Origin of the sequence: Streptomyces sp. 142MFCol3.1 (assembly GCF_000424945.1) — a bacterium.
Taxonomy (GTDB): domain Bacteria; phylum Actinomycetota; class Actinomycetes; order Streptomycetales; family Streptomycetaceae; genus Streptomyces; species Streptomyces siamensis.
This window is the reverse complement of sequence record NZ_AUKV01000008.1, coordinates 75110-90880: the sequence shown is the minus strand read 5'-3', so window position 1 is coordinate 90880 and position 15771 is coordinate 75110. Positions and strand designations below refer to the sequence as shown.

At 72.3% G+C, this 15771-nt stretch carries 13 protein-coding genes and 1 pseudogene; 7 read left to right on the top strand and 7 right to left on the bottom strand.

Features of this window, described 5'->3' with window-relative positions; all coding sequences use genetic code 11:
- Nucleotides 1-54: 54 nt before the first annotated feature.
- The 3 genes from H305_RS0113270 to H305_RS0113260 form a co-directional block, all read right to left on the bottom strand.
- Nucleotides 55-366 (bottom strand): pore-forming ESAT-6 family protein, encoded by a 312-nt coding sequence (locus tag H305_RS0113270; protein ID WP_028800823.1) that lies wholly within the window; start codon nt 364-366, stop codon nt 55-57.
- A gap of 25 nt (nt 367-391) precedes the next feature.
- On the bottom strand, nt 392-724 hold the full coding sequence (locus tag H305_RS0113265; protein ID WP_028800822.1) for a hypothetical protein: 333 nt from the start codon (nt 722-724) through the stop codon (nt 392-394).
- A gap of 630 nt (nt 725-1354) precedes the next feature.
- Entirely contained in the window at nt 1355-1939 is a 585-nt protein-coding gene (locus H305_RS0113260; protein ID WP_420708056.1) for a TetR/AcrR family transcriptional regulator, read from the bottom strand.
- A 50-nt stretch (nt 1940-1989) separates the two neighbouring features.
- Here H305_RS0113260 and H305_RS45680 point away from each other — a divergent pair, with 50 nt between their 5' ends.
- Both H305_RS45680 and H305_RS0113250 read left to right on the top strand, forming a co-directional pair.
- The gene (locus H305_RS45680) at nt 1990-2391 is read left to right on the top strand and encodes a DUF2867 domain-containing protein (protein ID WP_078629027.1); all 402 of its coding nucleotides are present in this window, start codon (nt 1990-1992) and stop codon (nt 2389-2391) included.
- Between the two features lie 207 nt (nt 2392-2598).
- Nucleotides 2599-5973, top strand: a complete 3375-nt coding sequence (locus H305_RS0113250) for a pyruvate carboxylase (protein WP_028800820.1) — start codon at nt 2599-2601, stop codon at nt 5971-5973.
- 822 nt (nt 5974-6795) lie between these two features.
- On the opposite strand, the gene H305_RS0113240 is transcribed toward H305_RS0113250, so the two are convergent.
- Complete coding sequence (locus H305_RS0113240) at nt 6796-7353, bottom strand: DoxX family protein (protein WP_037763749.1); 558 nt, start codon at nt 7351-7353, stop codon at nt 6796-6798.
- Between the two features lie 134 nt (nt 7354-7487).
- Here H305_RS0113240 and H305_RS0113235 point away from each other — a divergent pair, with 134 nt between their 5' ends.
- Both H305_RS0113235 and H305_RS0113230 read left to right on the top strand, forming a co-directional pair.
- A complete protein-coding gene (locus H305_RS0113235; protein WP_028800818.1) occupies nt 7488-7811 on the top strand; it encodes a hypothetical protein in 324 nt (107 codons plus the stop codon).
- Between the two features lie 60 nt (nt 7812-7871).
- Nucleotides 7872-8879 (top strand): aldo/keto reductase, encoded by a 1008-nt coding sequence (locus tag H305_RS0113230; protein WP_028800817.1) that lies wholly within the window; start codon nt 7872-7874, stop codon nt 8877-8879.
- Nucleotides 8880-8909: 30 nt separating this feature from the next.
- Here the strand turns inward: H305_RS0113230 and H305_RS54705 are convergent.
- Nucleotides 8910-9095, bottom strand: a pseudogene (locus tag H305_RS54705) (ABC transporter permease); the annotation flags it as partial.
- 361 nt (nt 9096-9456) lie between these two features.
- Between H305_RS54705 and H305_RS45670 the strand changes: the two are divergent.
- Entirely contained in the window at nt 9457-10704 is a 1248-nt protein-coding gene (locus tag H305_RS45670) for a D-alanyl-D-alanine carboxypeptidase family protein (protein ID WP_078629026.1), read from the top strand.
- A gap of 324 nt (nt 10705-11028) precedes the next feature.
- Here the strand turns inward: H305_RS45670 and H305_RS0113220 are convergent, their stop codons facing one another.
- Together H305_RS0113220 and H305_RS0113215 are read right to left on the bottom strand one after the other, a co-directional pair.
- Nucleotides 11029-11796: an SDR family oxidoreductase gene (locus H305_RS0113220; protein WP_420708055.1), complete on the bottom strand. Its 768-nt coding sequence runs from the start codon at nt 11794-11796 to the stop codon at nt 11029-11031.
- Between the two features lie 188 nt (nt 11797-11984).
- Nucleotides 11985-12992, bottom strand: coding sequence for a Gfo/Idh/MocA family protein (locus H305_RS0113215; RefSeq protein ID WP_028800815.1), 1008 nt, complete (start codon nt 12990-12992; stop codon nt 11985-11987).
- 98 nt (nt 12993-13090) lie between these two features.
- Between H305_RS0113215 and H305_RS0113210 the strand changes: the two genes are divergently transcribed.
- Nucleotides 13091-14542, top strand: a complete 1452-nt coding sequence (locus H305_RS0113210) for a multidrug effflux MFS transporter (RefSeq protein WP_051370559.1) — start codon at nt 13091-13093, stop codon at nt 14540-14542.
- The gene (locus H305_RS0113205) at nt 14488-15672 is read left to right on the top strand and encodes a serine hydrolase domain-containing protein (protein WP_028800813.1); all 1185 of its coding nucleotides are present in this window, start codon (nt 14488-14490) and stop codon (nt 15670-15672) included. Before H305_RS0113210 ends, H305_RS0113205 begins: the two co-directional genes overlap by 55 nt.
- Nucleotides 15673-15771 lie beyond the last annotated feature (99 nt).

Sequence of the window (15771 nt, the reverse complement as noted above, 5' to 3'; positions counted from 1 at the left end):
CGAACTCCCTTGCTTCGGGCCGCTTCAGCCACCGCAGCCCGGAGTGTCACCGTCTCAACCGATGTTGTCGACGGCGGCCCGGGCCTTGGCCATGGTCGACTGCGCGGTCCCGTCGTTCTGCTCGAGCGTGGTGCGTACGAGGCGGATGATGTCGCGGACCTCGTTCGCGGCGTGGTTCCAGCGCTTTTCCTTGCCGTGGTACTCGTCGGCGACGCCGTCGGCGGTGAAGTCGGCCATCGCTGCCTGCACCGCGCGGTCGCGGTCGCCGAGGACGCGCTCCAGCTGGCCGATGATGCCCTGCAAACTGCCCTGCACCTCGCCGGAGGCGCCGGTGTCGTAGGAGCGGCGGTCCTGGTTCTGGCTCATCGTCAAGTTCCCCCTGTGTGGGCGGCTATCGGGCGCCGAAGCGGGCCGCGTCGAAGTTGGACTGGCCCATGTTCTGGTGGGCGTTGTCCTGCTGCTCCAGGTCGCCCGAGCCGAACGCGGTGTCCATGCCGGACTGGCCGCCCAGGATCGCGCCGAGCGACCCGTTCAAAGCGTTGGTGATCTCGTCCGTGTGCGCCTTGAACGAGTCGAACGCGGCCTTCCCGGCCCCGTTGAACTTCCCCTCCAGCGGCTCCGCCGCCTGCACCAGCCACCGGATCAGCGTGCCCAGGTCCTCTGTCGACCCGACCGTGCTCTTGCCGAGATCCGCCAGGGTCGACGACCCCATGTCGAACTTCACGCACCCACCCCCGTGTCAATCACCCTGCCTGCCACCCCTGTTCGACCATTGCGGCGCTCTGTCCTGTCCCCAAACAGTTCCCGCGCGTCACGCACGTCTCACGAGGCGTCGAACATGCTCTCGTATCAACATTGCGGGCGCAACGCAGTGAAGTGCGAGATGGCGTGATCCCTCCCATGAGTTGTCTCACTTCACCCCGACCCAACTGCAGGATTCCTGACCGGCGGACCGCGAGGGAGGGGTCCCCGAAGGCCTCGGCGGCCGAGTGGGCCGGCCGGGCGCGTCGTAACGGCTGAGAATGTGCGGTGCCGTAGGCATGGGGGAGGTGTGGGGGGCCGAGGGCGAGCGGCTCGACCGGCACGTCAGCGCACGGGTGTGCAGTCAGGCAGGCAGGTCGGTGCTCGCCGAGCCCGAAGGCTCCCTGACGTGCCGGCCCGCTGCGGACACCCCCGGTAGCGCGTCCGCTGTACCGGTGACCCGGCCACCGAGTGGTGGCCGCATCCGCCGTACCCGGTGACCCGGCCACCGAGTGGCGGCCGCACGCCGCCGCACCCGGTGACCCGGCCACCGCGCCGGCGCGACGGGGGCCGGGCGGCCGGGTAAGGAGTCGAGGCTGCCCGGCCACCCCGGCTACGCACGCCGAAGCAGCACCCCCACCACCGCCTCCACATACCCCGGGAACTCCTCGGCCGAGGGCAGCGCGGACGGGACGGCGTGGCCGAGCTGGGTGTGACCCAGGTAGAAGTTGTAGGCCATCAGGCCCCGCCGCCGTGCCTCGGTGTCGGTGAAGCCGAGTTCGGTGAAGAGCCCGGCCAGGTAGCCGATCCGGCGCTCCGTGACCTGTTCGAGTGCGGCGGCGACCTGGGGATGGCCGACGCTGGCGAGCAGGGAGAGTTCGAGCGGGTCGCGCTCGGCCGGCCAGGTGACCTCGGTGAACAGACGGCGCAGGCGCTTCTCCGGGTCCGGCTCGGTCTGCATCGCGGCGATGATCTGCTCGGTGTCCGTTTCGACCCAGCGGGCGAGCGCTGCCTCGATCAGTGCCTCGCGGTTGCCGAAGTGCCAGTAGAAGCTGCCCTTCGTGGCGCCCAGGCGGGCGGCGAGCGGTTCGACCGCCACCGCCGCGAGGCCGCCGCCCGCACCGATGGCGGCGAGCGCGGCGTCGGCCCAGTCGTCCGCGCTGAGTCTGGACTTCTTCGCCTGCCGCCGCCGCTCCATGACCATACGCTACCGTATGGTTTCCGTACGCTGGCGTATGGAGGTGCGCGATGCTCAGGAACAGGCCCGTGGCGGTGGAGTTCCCCGAAGGTGCACGGCTGATCAGGGCGGCGCTGGACCGGCCCGACTACCAGGACGCGTATGCCGTGGAGCTGCGGCCCGGGATGCCGCGCGATCCCGCGGCCTGGACGGGCGTCCTGCGTGACGCCTTCCCGATCGCGGCGCGGCGGGACGGCGAGGTGCTGTTGGACGTGAGCACCGCCGGTCTCGACGCCTGGGCCTCGATCGTCGTCGACGACACGTACGTGTTCCTGTGCAGCTCGGTGAAGACGCACGCGTGGCGATCCAGGCTCTACTGGGGCGTCGTGAGACGGGTTCACCCCTTCATGGCCCGCTTCATGCTGGCCCGCACGCACCGAAATCTCGATCATGCGTCGCGGAAAACCGGGTAGGCACCCGGAAGCACCGCTCGATCCGGCCTCCTCGGCCGCCGTGCGGGGACACCACGTCATGTTCCCGGCCGTCGCACCCCCGCGATCCGGGTGATTCGGCGGGCCATATGCGTATGTGCCCCACCCGAGTGACGCGAGTTACATGGCACCGAGGGGCCCACGTCGACACGATGGGGGGCGTCACCGGCAGGCTGAAGGGATCCAAGGATGTTCCGCAAGGTGCTGGTCGCCAACCGCGGTGAGATCGCGATTCGCGCGTTCCGGGCCGGCTTCGAGCTGGGCGCGAGAACCGTCGCCGTCTTCCCGCACGAGGACCGCAACTCGTTGCACCGGCTCAAGGCCGACGAAGCATACGAGATCGGTGAACCAGGGCACCCCGTGCGCGCCTACCTCTCCGTCGAGGAGATCGTCCGGGCCGCGCGCCGGGCGGGCGCGGACGCGGTCTACCCCGGATACGGGTTCCTGTCCGAGAACCCGGACCTGGCCCGCGCGTGCGAGGAGGCGGGCATCACGTTCGTCGGCCCCAGCGCCGACACCCTGGAACTCACCGGCAACAAGGCCCGCGCCGTGGCCGCCGCCCGCGCGGCCGGCGTTCCGGTACTGGGATCCTCGGCGCCCTCCACCGACGTCGACGAACTGGTCCGTGCCGCGGACGAGGTCGGCTTCCCGGTGTTCGTCAAGGCGGTCGCGGGCGGCGGCGGGCGCGGCATGCGCCGGGTCGAGGACCCCGCGTCGCTGCGCGACGCCATCGAGGCGGCGGCCCGCGAGGCGGCCTCGGCGTTCGGCGACCCGACGGTCTTCCTGGAGAAGGCCGTCGTCGAACCCCGCCACATCGAGGTGCAGATCCTCGCCGACGGGCAGGGCGGCGTGATCCACCTCTACGAGCGCGACTGTTCGCTCCAGCGCCGCCACCAGAAGGTCATCGAGATCGCGCCCGCGCCGAACCTCGACCCCGCACTGCGGGACCGGATCTGCGCCGACGCGGTGCGGTTCGCCCGCGAGATCGGCTACCGCAACGCCGGCACCGTCGAGTTCCTGCTCGACCGCGACGGCAACCACGTCTTCATCGAGATGAACCCGCGCATCCAGGTCGAGCACACGGTGACCGAGGAGGTCACCGATGTCGACCTGGTCCAGGCCCAGATGCGCATCGCGGCCGGCGAGAGCCTGGCCGACCTCGGGCTGTCGCAGGAGAGCATCACCCTGCGCGGTGCCGCGCTCCAATGCCGTATCACCACCGAGGACCCGGCCAACGGCTTCCGCCCCGACACCGGACGCATCAGCGCCTACCGCTCGCCCGGCGGCTCGGGCATCCGCCTGGACGGCGGCACCACCCACGCGGGTACCGAGATCAGCGCGCACTTCGACTCGATGCTCGTCAAACTCACCTGCCGCGGCCGGGACTTCAAGGCCGCGATCGGCCGTGCCCGGCGCGCGGTCGCCGAGTTCCGCATCCGCGGCGTCGCCACCAACATCCCCTTCCTCCAGGCGGTGCTGGACGACCCGGACTTCCGGGAAGGGCGGGTGACGACGTCGTTCATCGAGCAGCGCCCGCAGCTGCTCACCGCACGCCACTCCGCCGACCGCGGCACCAAGCTGCTCACCTACCTCGCCGACGTCACCGTGAACAAGCCGCACGGCGAGCGGCCCCAACTGATCGACCCCGTCACCAAACTGCCCCCGCTGCCCGCCGGCGAGCCGCCCGCCGGTTCCCGGCAGCGCCTGACCGAACTGGGGCCCGAGGGGTTCGCGCGATGGCTGCGCGAGTCGCCGGCCATCGGCGTCACGGACACCACGTTCCGCGACGCCCACCAGTCGCTGCTGGCCACCCGCGTACGGACCAAGGACATGCTCGCCGTCGCCCCGGTGGTGGCACGCACCCTGCCGCAGCTGCTGTCCCTCGAGTGCTGGGGCGGCGCCACCTACGACGTCGCCCTGCGCTTCCTCGCCGAGGACCCGTGGGAGCGGCTCGCCGCCATCCGCGAGGAAGTCCCCAACATCTGCCTCCAGATGCTGCTGCGCGGACGCAACACGGTCGGCTACACGCCGTACCCCACCGAGGTGACGGACGCGTTCGTCCAGGAGGCCGCGGCCACCGGCATCGACATCTTCCGGATCTTCGACGCCCTGAACGACGTCGGGCAGATGCGGCCCGCCATCGACGCCGTGCGTGAGACCGGGACGGCCGTCGCCGAGGTCGCCCTCTGCTACACCTCCGACCTGTCCGACCCCTCCGAGAAGCTCTACACGCTCGACTACTACCTCCGCCTCGCCGAGCAGATCGTCGCCGCCGGCGCGCACGTCCTGGCCGTCAAGGACATGGCGGGCCTGCTGCGCGCCCCGGCCGCGGCGACGCTCGTCTCGGCGCTGCGCCGCGAGTTCGACCTGCCGGTGCACGTCCACACACACGACACCGCGGGCGGCCAGCTCGCGACCTACCTCGCCGCGATCCAGGCCGGGGCGGACGCGGTGGACGGCGCGGTGGCGTCGATGGCGGGCACCACCTCGCAGCCTTCGCTGTCGGCGATCGTCGCCGCCACCGACCACTCCGCGCGGCCGACCGGACTCGACCTCCAGGCGGTCGGGGACCTGGAGCCGTACTGGGAGAGCGTGCGCCGGGTCTACGCCCCCTTCGAGGCGGGTCTCGCCTCGCCGACCGGGCGCGTCTACCACCACGAGATCCCCGGCGGACAGCTGTCCAACCTGCGGACCCAGGCCGTCGCGCTGGGCCTCGGCGACCGCTTCGAGGACATCGAGAAGATGTACGCCGCCGCCGACCGCATCCTCGGCCGGCTGGTGAAGGTCACCCCGTCGTCGAAGGTGGTCGGCGACCTGGCGCTGCACCTGGTGGGCGCCGGGGTGTCGCCGGACCGCTTCGAGGAGACGCCGGACCGGTTCGACATCCCCGACTCCGTCATCGGCTTCCTGCGCGGCGAGCTCGGCAGCCCGCCCGGGGGATGGCCGGAGCCGTTCCGCAGCAAGGCCCTCCGGGGCCGGGCCGACCCCAAGCCCGTGCAGGAGCTGAGCGCCGAGGACCGTACGGCGCTGGACAAGGACCGCCGCGCGACACTCAACCGGCTGCTGTTCCCCGGCCCGACACGGGACTTCGAGACGCACCGGCAGAACTACGGCGACACCGGTGTGCTGGACAGCAAGGACTTCTTCTACGGTCTGCGCCCCGGCACGGAGTACGCCGTCGACCTGGAGCCCGGTGTGCGGCTGCTCATCGCGCTGGAGGCGGTGGGCGACGCCGACGAACGCGGCATGCGCACGGTGATGTCGACACTCAACGGCCAGCTGCGGCCCATCCAGGTCCGCGACACCGCCGCCGCCTCCGACGTCCCGGTGACCGAGAAGGCCGACCGCGGCAACTCCGGCCATGTCGCCGCACCGTTCGCCGGAGTGGTGACGCTGGTGGTCGCCGAGGGGGACCAGGTGGAGGCCGGTGCCACGGTGGCCACGATCGAGGCGATGAAGATGGAGGCGGCGATCACCGCCGGGCGGTCCGGCACGGTGTCCCGGCTCGCCATCAACAAGGTGCAGCAGGTGGAGGGCGGCGACCTCCTCGTCGAGATCGGCTGACCGCACCATCGCGGGGACACGAGCGCACCGGCACCGGAGACCTCTCCCGTGCCGGTGCGCTCGCGTCGCGTCAGCCGGTGACCTGAACCGGGTGGCGCGCGGCTTCTTCCACTCGGGGTGGGTGAGGTCGTCGGCCTTGATGCCGTCGCCGTACAGGTCGGCGGAGCCGCCGTCGGTGACCAGCGGGGCGCGGGCGCCGGGCACGTCGAGGGGTACGGCGAGGCGGCCGAGGCCCTCGGGATGCCCGTGGGCACGGTTCGTTCGCGGCCGTCGCGGGCCCGTGCCCGCCTGTCACCCTGGCGGACGCGGAATTGCGGATCGGCCCGGGACGGGCCCCTGCCCGGCGAGGGACGGCTCCCACAGATGCGCGAGGTCGGCGAAGCCGGTGGGCATCTCGATGGGGACGACAGTCGGCCGCTGCCCTCATGCCACCACGGTCCCCGACCGGGTCCGTGCGGGCCCCGCCCGGGCGGACGCGCCCTGCCGACGGCGCCGGCGCGGTCCGAGCCTCAGCCGACCGGTCGATCGGAGTCCAGAAAGCGCAGTCCATGTCGCGGCGTCCGCGCCGGAGAAGGACGAGTCGGCACGCTGATCGCGGGCCCGCCGCCCGGCGCTCCGGTGCCGCCGACAGTTTCAGGATGCGCAGAAGCGGGCCGTCGGTGCGTCGACCGCCTTGTCGGCGTCGAGCCAGGCGTGCAGGCCGTCGACCGTGCCCCAGACGTCTTCGGCTGTCACGGGATCAGCTTCCCGCAGCCGGCCGGGGGGAGCGGGCGTCGCCCCCGTGAGGTCCGCCGCCGCACCGCGCGGGCGCACGGCCCTCGGCTATTCGTCGAACAACGTCTCCTGCTCGCCCTCCGTGGCCCGGCGCACCCGCTTGTTCCGTGCGCCCACCACCACGGCGGTCGCGGCCGCCGTCGCCCCGAGCGCCAACGGCACCATCCAGCCGCGGTTGACCGTGTGGCGCAGCAGATGGTCCAGGGACAGCCGGCCGGGGCCCGCCACCGCGAGGCCCGCCGCGGTGAGCCCGAGCGAGGCCGCGTACTCGTAGCCGCCGCTGTTCGCGAAGAACCCGCTCGGCATGTGGACCGCCGCCGCGCCCGCCATCGCGCCGGCCGCGGCGGCACCGGCCGCGGGCGTCGCCAGGCCCAGCATCAGCAGCGTGCCGCCGCCCGCCTCCGCCAGGCCCGCCGCGGTCGCGCTCGCCTTTCCGGGCGCATAGCCCATGGCCTCCATGGCGGCGCCGGTACCTTCGAGACCGCCCCCGCCGAACCAGCCGAGCAACTTCTGCGTGCCGTGCGCGGCGAGCACCCCACCGGCCCCCAGACGGAGCAGCAGCAGTCCCAGATCGGTTCGGTCGACGCAGGTGCCGGTACAGGTCACGGTGACTCCCAGAGCAGACGGCAGTGGCAACGGTCCCTCCCGTGTCCCCACCGTCGCACCGATCCCGGGCCCGCGGCGTGCCCGGGCCGCCGTTCGGGTGGCGGCCCGGCGGGACCGGTGTGACTCTGTCTGGCATGACGATTCAGGTAGCGAAACTCAGCGACCCGGCCGTCCGGGCCTTCGTCACCGCCGTGAACGCCCACGACCGTGAGGCCTTCGAGGCAGTCCTGGCGCCCGGCGCCACGATGTCCGACGACGGCTCCGACCGGGACCTCGAGGACTGGATCGACCGGGAGATCTTCTCCACCCACGGTCACATGGACGTCGACAACGAGTCCAACGGCGGTCGCTCCCTCATCGCCCGCTACAACAACGACACCTGGGGCGAGATGAAGACGAAGTGGAGCTTCACCGTCGACGACGGCAAGATCTCCCGCTTCGAGACCGGCCAGGCCTAACGGCCCTTTTCCGCTGGGTACTTGCCTTCGCGTGCGCTCCAAGTCCTAGCGTCCCGGGGCATGGAGAGCATCGAGAAGCAGAGCACGCAGACCCGGACACTGGGCCGTGCCGGGATCGAGGTCAGTGCCCTCGGTTTCGGCTGCTGGGCCATCGGCGGCGAGTGGGCGACCCCCGACGGGCAGCCCCTGGGCTGGGGCAAGGTCGACGACGAGGAGTCCGTACGGGCGGTGCGGCGCGCCCTCGACCTCGGAGTGACGTTCTTCGACACGGCCGACGCGTACGGCGCGGGCCACAGCGAGCGTGTGCTCGCGCGGGCCCTGGGCAAGCGGCGGTCCGACGTGGTCGTCGCCACCAAGTGGGGCAACGTCGTCGACGAGGAGCGCCGGCTGCTGACCGGCAGCGACGACTCCCCGGCCTACGCCCGCCGCGCGCTGACCGCCTCACTGCGCCGCCTCGACACCGACTACATCGATCTGTACCAGCTGCACCTGTCCGACGCCGACCCCGAGCGCGGAGCCGAACTCCGCGACGTCTGCGAGGAGTTCGTACGGGAAGGGCTGATCCGCGGCTACGCGTGGAGCACGGACGACCCCGGGCGCGCGGCGGTCTTCGCCGAGGGTGAGCACTGCGCGGCCGTGCAGCACCGGCTCAACGTCCTCCAGGACGCGCCCGAACTGCTGCTGCTCTGCGAGGAGTCGGGGCTCGCCAGCATCAACCGCAGCCCGCTGGCGATGGGCCTGCTGACCGGCAAGCACACGGCGGGACGCGCACTGGAAGCGGGCGACATCCGCAACGCGCCGCCCGCGTGGCTGCCGGGCTTCACGGAGCGGGGCGGCGCCGACCCGGAATGGCTCGCCCGGGTCGACGCCCTCAGGGAGATCCTCACCAGCGGCGGCCGTACCCTCGCGCAGGGCGCCCTCGCCTGGCTGTGGGCGCGCAGCCCCCGCACCGTCCCGATCCCGGGGTTCCGTTCGGTGTCCCAGGCCGAGGAGAACGCGGACGCGATCGCCAAGGGGCCGCTCACCGCCGGGCAGCTGGCCGAGGTGGACCGGCTGCTGGGCCGGTGAGCGGCCCACGCCGCAGAGGGTGCCGATATCGGTGACGGTCATGTCGGTGCCGAGGCCGTACAGCGACTTCAGGACCTTGTCCTGCGCCTGCTGCATGCCGGCCGACACCGAGTCGACGGTGATGACCAGCGCGATACCGGGCGCCGAACCCAGGGCGATCACCAGCGCCGCCTTCGTGCGCCGGCTCGGCGCACGCTTGAGACAGAAGCCGAACATCCCGTTCCTCGAAGGTTCTTGGCGCCCGCTGTGGGCGCGGCCACAAGCTGTGGAGGAACCTTTGAGGGGGCTGAGCAAGAGATGTGCGAGAGCTGAGAAAGCGGAGCCCGAAATCAATATTCCGTAAGACAGCCCATTCCCGACCCGTTCAGGGCTCATTGCCAGAAACCGCCTGTCGAGTGGCGCCCGGTGAAGAACGGCGGCCCGCCCGGCACACAACTCCCGGTGGGACGGCGGGCGGTCGTGCGGGGCGGGCCCGCGCCGTCACGCGACACCGTTTTGCCGCCCCTTTGGGATTGGCGTTCCTTTTCTTTGTCACCCCGCTGTACGGTCTCACGGACGGGCTTTGTACGGTCCCGGGATGCGTGATTCCTCGCCGCGTACCCCGCGTTCCGCTCCGCCGTCCCCGCGTGCGGCCGCCGTGCCCGCCGCCCGCTCCGCCGTGCTGTCGCGGCGTGCCGCCCTCGGTCTCGCGGCGGCCGTCCCGCTGGCCGCGTCCGGCGTCCCGGCCGCTTCCGCCGCCACCACGATCGGCGGTGAACGCCTCGGCCGCGGCGGCGTCCAGGTCCTCGGCGGCTCGGCACTGCCCGAGCGGCTCACCGCGCGCGCGTGGCTCGTCGCGGACCACGAGAGCGGCGAGGTGCTCGCCGCGTACGACGCGCACCGGCGGCTGGCGCCCGCGTCCACCCTGAAGATGCTGTTCGCGGACACCGTGCTGAAGCGGTTCGAACGGACCGAGACCCGCAAGGCGACCGCCGGCGACCTCGCCGACGTGCCCGCGGGCTCCAGCCTCGTCGGCATCAAGCCCGGAATCACCTACACCGTCGAGCAGTTGTGGCAGGGCGTCTTCCTGCGCTCGGGCAACGACGCGGTGCACGTCCTCAGCCACATGAACGGCGGCATAGCCGTGACCGTCGCGCAGATGCAGGCCAGGGCGAGGGACCTGCAGGCCCTGGACACGCACGTGGTCAGCCCCGACGGGTTCGACCACAAGGGCCAGTTGTCCTCCGCCTACGACCTGACACTCTTCGCCCGGCACGGCCTCGCCGACGCCGACTTCCGCGGCTACTGCGAGACGAAGACCGCCGACTTCCCCGCCGGCGGCAAGAAGACCTTCCAGATCCAGAACACCGACCGCCTGCTCACGGGTGCCTGGGGCGTGCGGCCCTACGACGGTCTGATCGGGGTGAAGAACGGCTACACCAGCCACGCGGGCAACACCTTCACCGGTGCGGCCACCCGCGACGGGCGGACCCTGCTCGTCACGGTGATGCACCCGAAGAGCGGCGGCAGCGGCGTCTACGAGGAGACCGCCCGACTGCTCGACTGGGGCTTCGAGAACGCGGCGAAGGTGCGGCCGGTGGGCTCGCTGGTCGATCCGCTCAGCGAGGGCGGGGCGAGCGCGACGCCCGCGCGGAAGGCGCCGAAGGCGGCGGGTGCCTCGGCGGCCGCGGCCGGCCCTGCCTCGGCCGGCTCGTCGTGGGGACTGTTCGCCGGGGCCGGGGGAGCGGTCGCCCTGCTGGCGGGCGGTGTGTTCGCGCTGCGCGGGCGCCGGCGCGCGGCCACCGGGGAGGACGGCGAGGCGGGGGGCGTCCGTCACCGGCGCTGACCCCTGCCCGCGCGTGTGCCGGCTCCCCGCGGTCGTACGTGTGTGGGGCAGCCGCCCCGCGGTCCGGTGCTTACCTCGCGGTCCCGCGCGAGGTCCGCCCCCTTCCGGGCCGCGGAACGGCTGCCACCTCCCCCCTCGGTATGGACCGTGGTCGTACCGAAGTCTGGTGCTCCAAGTGTGAAGCTCTCGTGGAGGAGGTGTTGAGCATAGGCCCTTGACCGGCTTATACGGTACGGAGCTTCAGCTTCCGTTTGTGTAAGTTGAGTCGTTGACCAGTTCTTGGCGCGCCGTTGGTGAACCGCGCGGAGGGCCGCCGCGACGGCCTCAGCCGCGTCCCACGTACGGCATCGTCGTCGCCAGCACCGTCGCGAACTGCACGTTCGCCTCCAGAGGGAGTTCGGCCATGTGCCGGACGGTGCGCGCGATGTCGGCGACGTCCATCACCGGTTCGACCGCCAGTTCGCCATTGGCCTGGAGCGTTCCCGTCCGCATCCCCACGGTCATGTCGGTGGCGGCGTTCCCGATGTCGATCTGACCGCACGCGATCCGGTACGGGCGCCCGTCCAGGGACAGCGACTTGGTGAGCCCCGTCAGCGCGTGCTTGGTCGCGGTGTACGCCACCGACCGCGGGCGGGGCGCGTGCGCCGAGATGGAACCGTTGTTGATGATCCGGCCGCCCTGCGGGTCCTGCTCCTTCATCTGCCGGTACGCCGCCTGCGCGCACAGGAACGCGCCGTTGAGGTTGGTGTCCACGACGTGCCGCCAGGCGTCGTACGGCAGCTCCTCGAGCGGGACGCCGCCAGGGCCGAACGTGCCCGCGTTGTTGAAGAGCAGGTCGAGCCGTCCGAAGCGGTCGCGCACGGCGGCGAAGAGTGCGGCCACGTCGTCGGGGCGTGCGACGTCCGTGCGGACGGCCGTCGACGGGGCCCCGGGCATCAGGGCGGCCGTCTCCTCCAGTGTCGCCGTCCGGCGTCCGGCCAGCGCCACCGACCAGCCGGTGCGCAGCAGTTCCACGGCCACCGCGCGGCCGATGCCGGAGCCCGCCCCGGTGACCACCGCGATCTTCGTGTGCTGAGCGTTCATGGCATTCATGCAGCCGCAGCGTACGGGAGAGTCCGTGGTGCGGAAGGGAAGGTCCGCACTGCGGAAGGGTTAAGGGTGCCCGGGTCCGCCCCGACAGCGACAGCGACGGTGGCAGTGGCAATGGCACCGGGACAGAGGCAGGGACAGAGGCAAAGAAGAGGGCGACCGGCGCCGTCGGCGGCCGCCCCTGCCTCGTGTCAGGCGGCCTCGCCCGGGTAGCGGACGCCGATCCGGTCCCGTATCGCGTCGAGTGTCCGCATCACGGCGAGGCTGCCGTCGAGGGGGACGAGCGGGGACTCGGTCTCACCGGCCCGCAGCGCGCGCATCGCCTCGGCGGCCTCGTGCTTGAGGCTGTCGCGCGGGCCGGACGCCGGATCGGCCGAGAACGTCTCGGGCTCACGGCCGTCGCGGTGCAGCACGAAGTGCTCGGGGAAGAAGAAGCCGTCCGGAAGGTCGATACGGCCCTCGGAACCGGTGATGGAAGCGGACACGGGCGTGCCGCCGTTGATGGAGCAGTGCACCGAGGCGAGAGCGCCGCTCTCCCAGGTGAGCAGCGCTCCCGTCTGGAGGTCGACCCCCTCGTCCGAGAGCACCGCCTTCGCGACGACGTCCGACGGCTCCCCGAGCAGCAGCTGCGCGAACGACACCGGGTAGACACCCAGATCGAGGAGCGCCCCGCCACCCTGTGCCGGGTCGCGCAGCCGGTGCGAGGGCGGGAACGGCCCCGAGATACCGAAGTCGGCCTGCACCGTGCGGACCTCACCGACCACGCCGTCGTCGACGAGCGCCTTGAGCCGCCGGACCAGCGGATTGCAGTACATCCACATGGCCTCCATCAGGAAGCGGTCGTGCTCCTTCGCGAGCGCCACCAGCTCCTCGGCCTCACGCACGTTCAGCGTGAACGCCTTCTCGCACAGCACATGGCGCCCCGCCTCCAGGCAAAGCCCGGCCGCCGTCCGGTGCGCCGCGTGCGGAGTGGCGACGTACACGATGTCGACGTCCGTGTCCTCGGCGAGCGATGCCCAGTCCCCGTACGCCCTGGGTATCCCGAACCGTTCCGCGAACGTCTTCGCGGAGGCCTCCGTCCGCGAGGCCACGGCCACGACCTCGGCGTCCGGCATGTCCACCAGATCCGCCGTGAACGACGCGGCGATCCCGCCGGTCGCCAGAATCCCCCACCGCACGCTGTCGCGCTCGTCCGTCATTCCCGCCCCTTGTCCGCCCCGCGCCCTGTCCTTGTGACCCGAACACGCCGTTCGAACTGAGAGCATAGGTGGCGGATCATTCGGAGAGGGAGGGGCGTATGCCCGAGCGTGGCCGCACCGCGCGGGACCAGGAAGGCCGGGAAGGCCCGGACGGACACATACCGGACGCGGCGGCCACCGAGGCCGACCCGCACCCGGGCGCCGCGCCCGCCGCGCACCCGGACACGCTCCCCGGCCCGCGCCCGGCCACGGACACCGTCCTCGGCGCACCCGGCGACCCGCTCCCCGGCCCGCACTCGGACGCACCCGCCGGCAACGGAGCCGCGCGCCGCACCGGACTCCTCGTCACCCTCATCCTCGGCGGCCTCACCGCCACACCCCCGCTGGCGATGGACATGTACCTCCCGTCGCTGCCGGACGTCACGAAGGCCCTGCACGCACCCGCCGCGACCGTGCAGCTCACCCTCACCGCCTGCCTCGCCGGCATGGCGCTCGGACAGCTCGTCGTCGGCCCGATGAGCGACAAGTGGGGCCGCAGACGTCCGCTCCTCGCCGGCCTCGCCGTCTACGTCCTGGCCACCGTGCTGTGTGCTCTGGCCCCCGATGTCGAACTCCTCGTAGCCTTCCGCCTCGCCCAGGGACTCGCCGGCGCGGCGGGCATCGTGATCGCCCGGGCCGTCGTCCGCGACCTGTACGACGGCGTGGCCATGGCACGTTTCTTCTCCACCCTGATGCTGATCTCCGGAGTCGCCCCGATCGTCGCGCCGCTCATCGGCGGCCAGATCCTGCGCGTCACCGACTGGCGGGGCGTGTTCGTGGTCCTCACGGTGGTCGGCGTGGCGCTGACCGCGGTCGTCTGGACGAAACTGCCGGAGACCCTGCCGCCCGCGGACCGGCACGGCGGCGGCGTCGGCATGGCGCTGCACGCCATGCGGGGTCTGCTCGCGGACCGCGTCTTCACCGGGTACATGCTCACAGGTGGGTTCGCCTTCGCCGCACTGTTCGCCTACATCTCGGCGTCGCCGTTCGTCGTGCAGGAGATCTACGGCGCCTCACCGCAGACCTTCAGCCTGCTCTTCGGCCTCAACTCCGTCGGTCTCGTCCTCGTCGGCCAGATCAACGGAAAGATCCTGGTCGGCAGGGTCAGCCTCGACAAGGCACTCGCCGCGGGCCTCGCCCTCGTCGCGCTCGCGGCGACCGCGCTGCTGCTGATGTCCACGGGCCTCTTCGGCGAGGTCGGCCTCGCCCCGGTGGCCGCCGCCCTGTTCGTGCTGATGTCCTCGATGGGCCTGGCCCTGCCCAACACCCAGGCGCTCGCCCTGATGCGGGTGCGGCACGCGGCCGGTTCCGCCTCCGCGCTGCTCGGCACCTCCTCCTTCCTCATCGGCGCGATCGCCTCGCCCCTCGTCGGCGTCGCGGGCGAGCACACCGCCGTCCCGATGGCCGTCGTCCAACTGGGCGCGGTACTGGTGGCCGTCGCCTGCTTCGTGGGACTGTGCCGTCCCTGGCAGACGGGACGTGCACCGGACGGAAAGGCGGCGGACAGCTGAGCGCACCCAGACTGCGCATCGACACACCGGAACGGGCCGGGCTCGACCCCGGAGAACTGCGTCACCTCGTCAGCGAGGTCCGCGCGCTCACGCGCGGAGCCGACCCCTGGGCGGCGGGCGTGGTCCTCATCGCGGGACGCGGCCCGGTCGTCGCCGTCGAGGAGGCGGCAGGGTGGGCGGTGCGCTACGCGGCGTACGACGAGGAGACCGACACCGGGGTCGAGCTGCCACCCGGGGCACGGGTGCCGATGAGCGTGCACACGCCCTTCGACCTGGCCTCGCTCACCAAGCTGTTCACCGCGGTCGCCGCGGTGCAGCAACTGGAGCGCGGCACCCTCGGCATCGACGCGCTGGTGGGCGCGTACCTGCCGGAGTTCCACGCGGCCGCCGAACACGGCCTCACCGTGCGCCAGCTGCTCACGCACACCTCCGGGCTGCGGCCCGAACTGCCCTTGTACGACTACCCGGACGACACCGTGCGGCTCGCGAGGCTGCGGGCCGAGGCGCCCTCGTCCGCGCCGGGCGAGTACCTCTACTCCGACCTCAACCTGCTGCTGCTCCAGTACGTCCTGGAGCGCGTCACCGGGCGTTCCCTGGAGGTCCTGGTCCGGGACGGCATCACCCGGCCGCTCGGCATGCGTGCCACCGGCTTCGGCCCCTGCCCGGGCGCCGCGGCCTCCGAGGACCAGCGGCGGCCCTGGGGCAAGGTGGACCGGGGCATGCTACGGGGCGTGGTCCACGACGAGAACGCGTGGGCGCTGGGCGGGGTGGCGGGGCACGCGGGGCTCTTCTCCACGGGGCGCGACCTCGCCGTCTTCTGCCGCGCACTGCTCTCGGGCGGCTCCTACGGGCCCGCCCGCATCCTCGGCCCCGACTTCGTCGAGCTGATGCTCGGGCCGCCCGCGCTCGGCTTCGCCCTCGACCAGGCCTGGTTCATGGGGGACCTCGCGGGGCGCGGGGCGGTGGGGCACACCGGGTTCACGGGGACGTCACTGGTCCTGGACCCCGCGACGGACACGTTCCTCGTACTGCTCGCGAACACGGTGCACCCGCGGCGCCGGCCGGCGGACAGCGCGCCCCGCGCGGCGGCCGCCACCCGCCTGGCCCGCGCGGTGCGCGACTGCACGTGACGGCCGCGGCCCCAGGGCGCCGGTCCCCGGACCGCGGCACATCGGGTGGGGTCGCGCACGGCGGGTGGGGTCGGCTTCGGGTCGTGCACGCCGCCTGGG

Excerpts from the sequence above, each read along its gene's own strand:
- H305_RS0113210 (WP_051370559.1), top strand. The coding sequence starts at position 13,091 with ATGCCCGAGCGTGGCCGCACCGCGCGGGACCAGGAAGGCCGGGAAGGC.
- H305_RS0113270 (WP_028800823.1), bottom strand. The coding sequence starts at position 366 with ATGAGCCAGAACCAGGACCGCCGCTCCTACGACACCGGCGCCTCCGGC.
- H305_RS0113260 (WP_420708056.1), bottom strand. The coding sequence starts at position 1,939 with ATGGAGCGGCGGCGGCAGGCGAAGAAGTCCAGACTCAGCGCGGACGAC.
- H305_RS0113230 (WP_028800817.1), top strand. The coding sequence starts at position 7,872 with ATGGAGAGCATCGAGAAGCAGAGCACGCAGACCCGGACACTGGGCCGT.
- H305_RS45670 (WP_078629026.1), top strand. The coding sequence starts at position 9,457 with ATGCGTGATTCCTCGCCGCGTACCCCGCGTTCCGCTCCGCCGTCCCCG.
- H305_RS0113250 (WP_028800820.1), top strand. The coding sequence starts at position 2,599 with ATGTTCCGCAAGGTGCTGGTCGCCAACCGCGGTGAGATCGCGATTCGC.
- H305_RS0113215 (WP_028800815.1), bottom strand. The coding sequence starts at position 12,992 with ATGACGGACGAGCGCGACAGCGTGCGGTGGGGGATTCTGGCGACCGGC.
- H305_RS45680 (WP_078629027.1), top strand. The coding sequence starts at position 1,990 with ATGCTCAGGAACAGGCCCGTGGCGGTGGAGTTCCCCGAAGGTGCACGG.
- H305_RS0113235 (WP_028800818.1), top strand. The coding sequence starts at position 7,488 with ATGACGATTCAGGTAGCGAAACTCAGCGACCCGGCCGTCCGGGCCTTC.
- H305_RS0113220 (WP_420708055.1), bottom strand. The coding sequence starts at position 11,796 with ATGAATGCCATGAACGCTCAGCACACGAAGATCGCGGTGGTCACCGGG.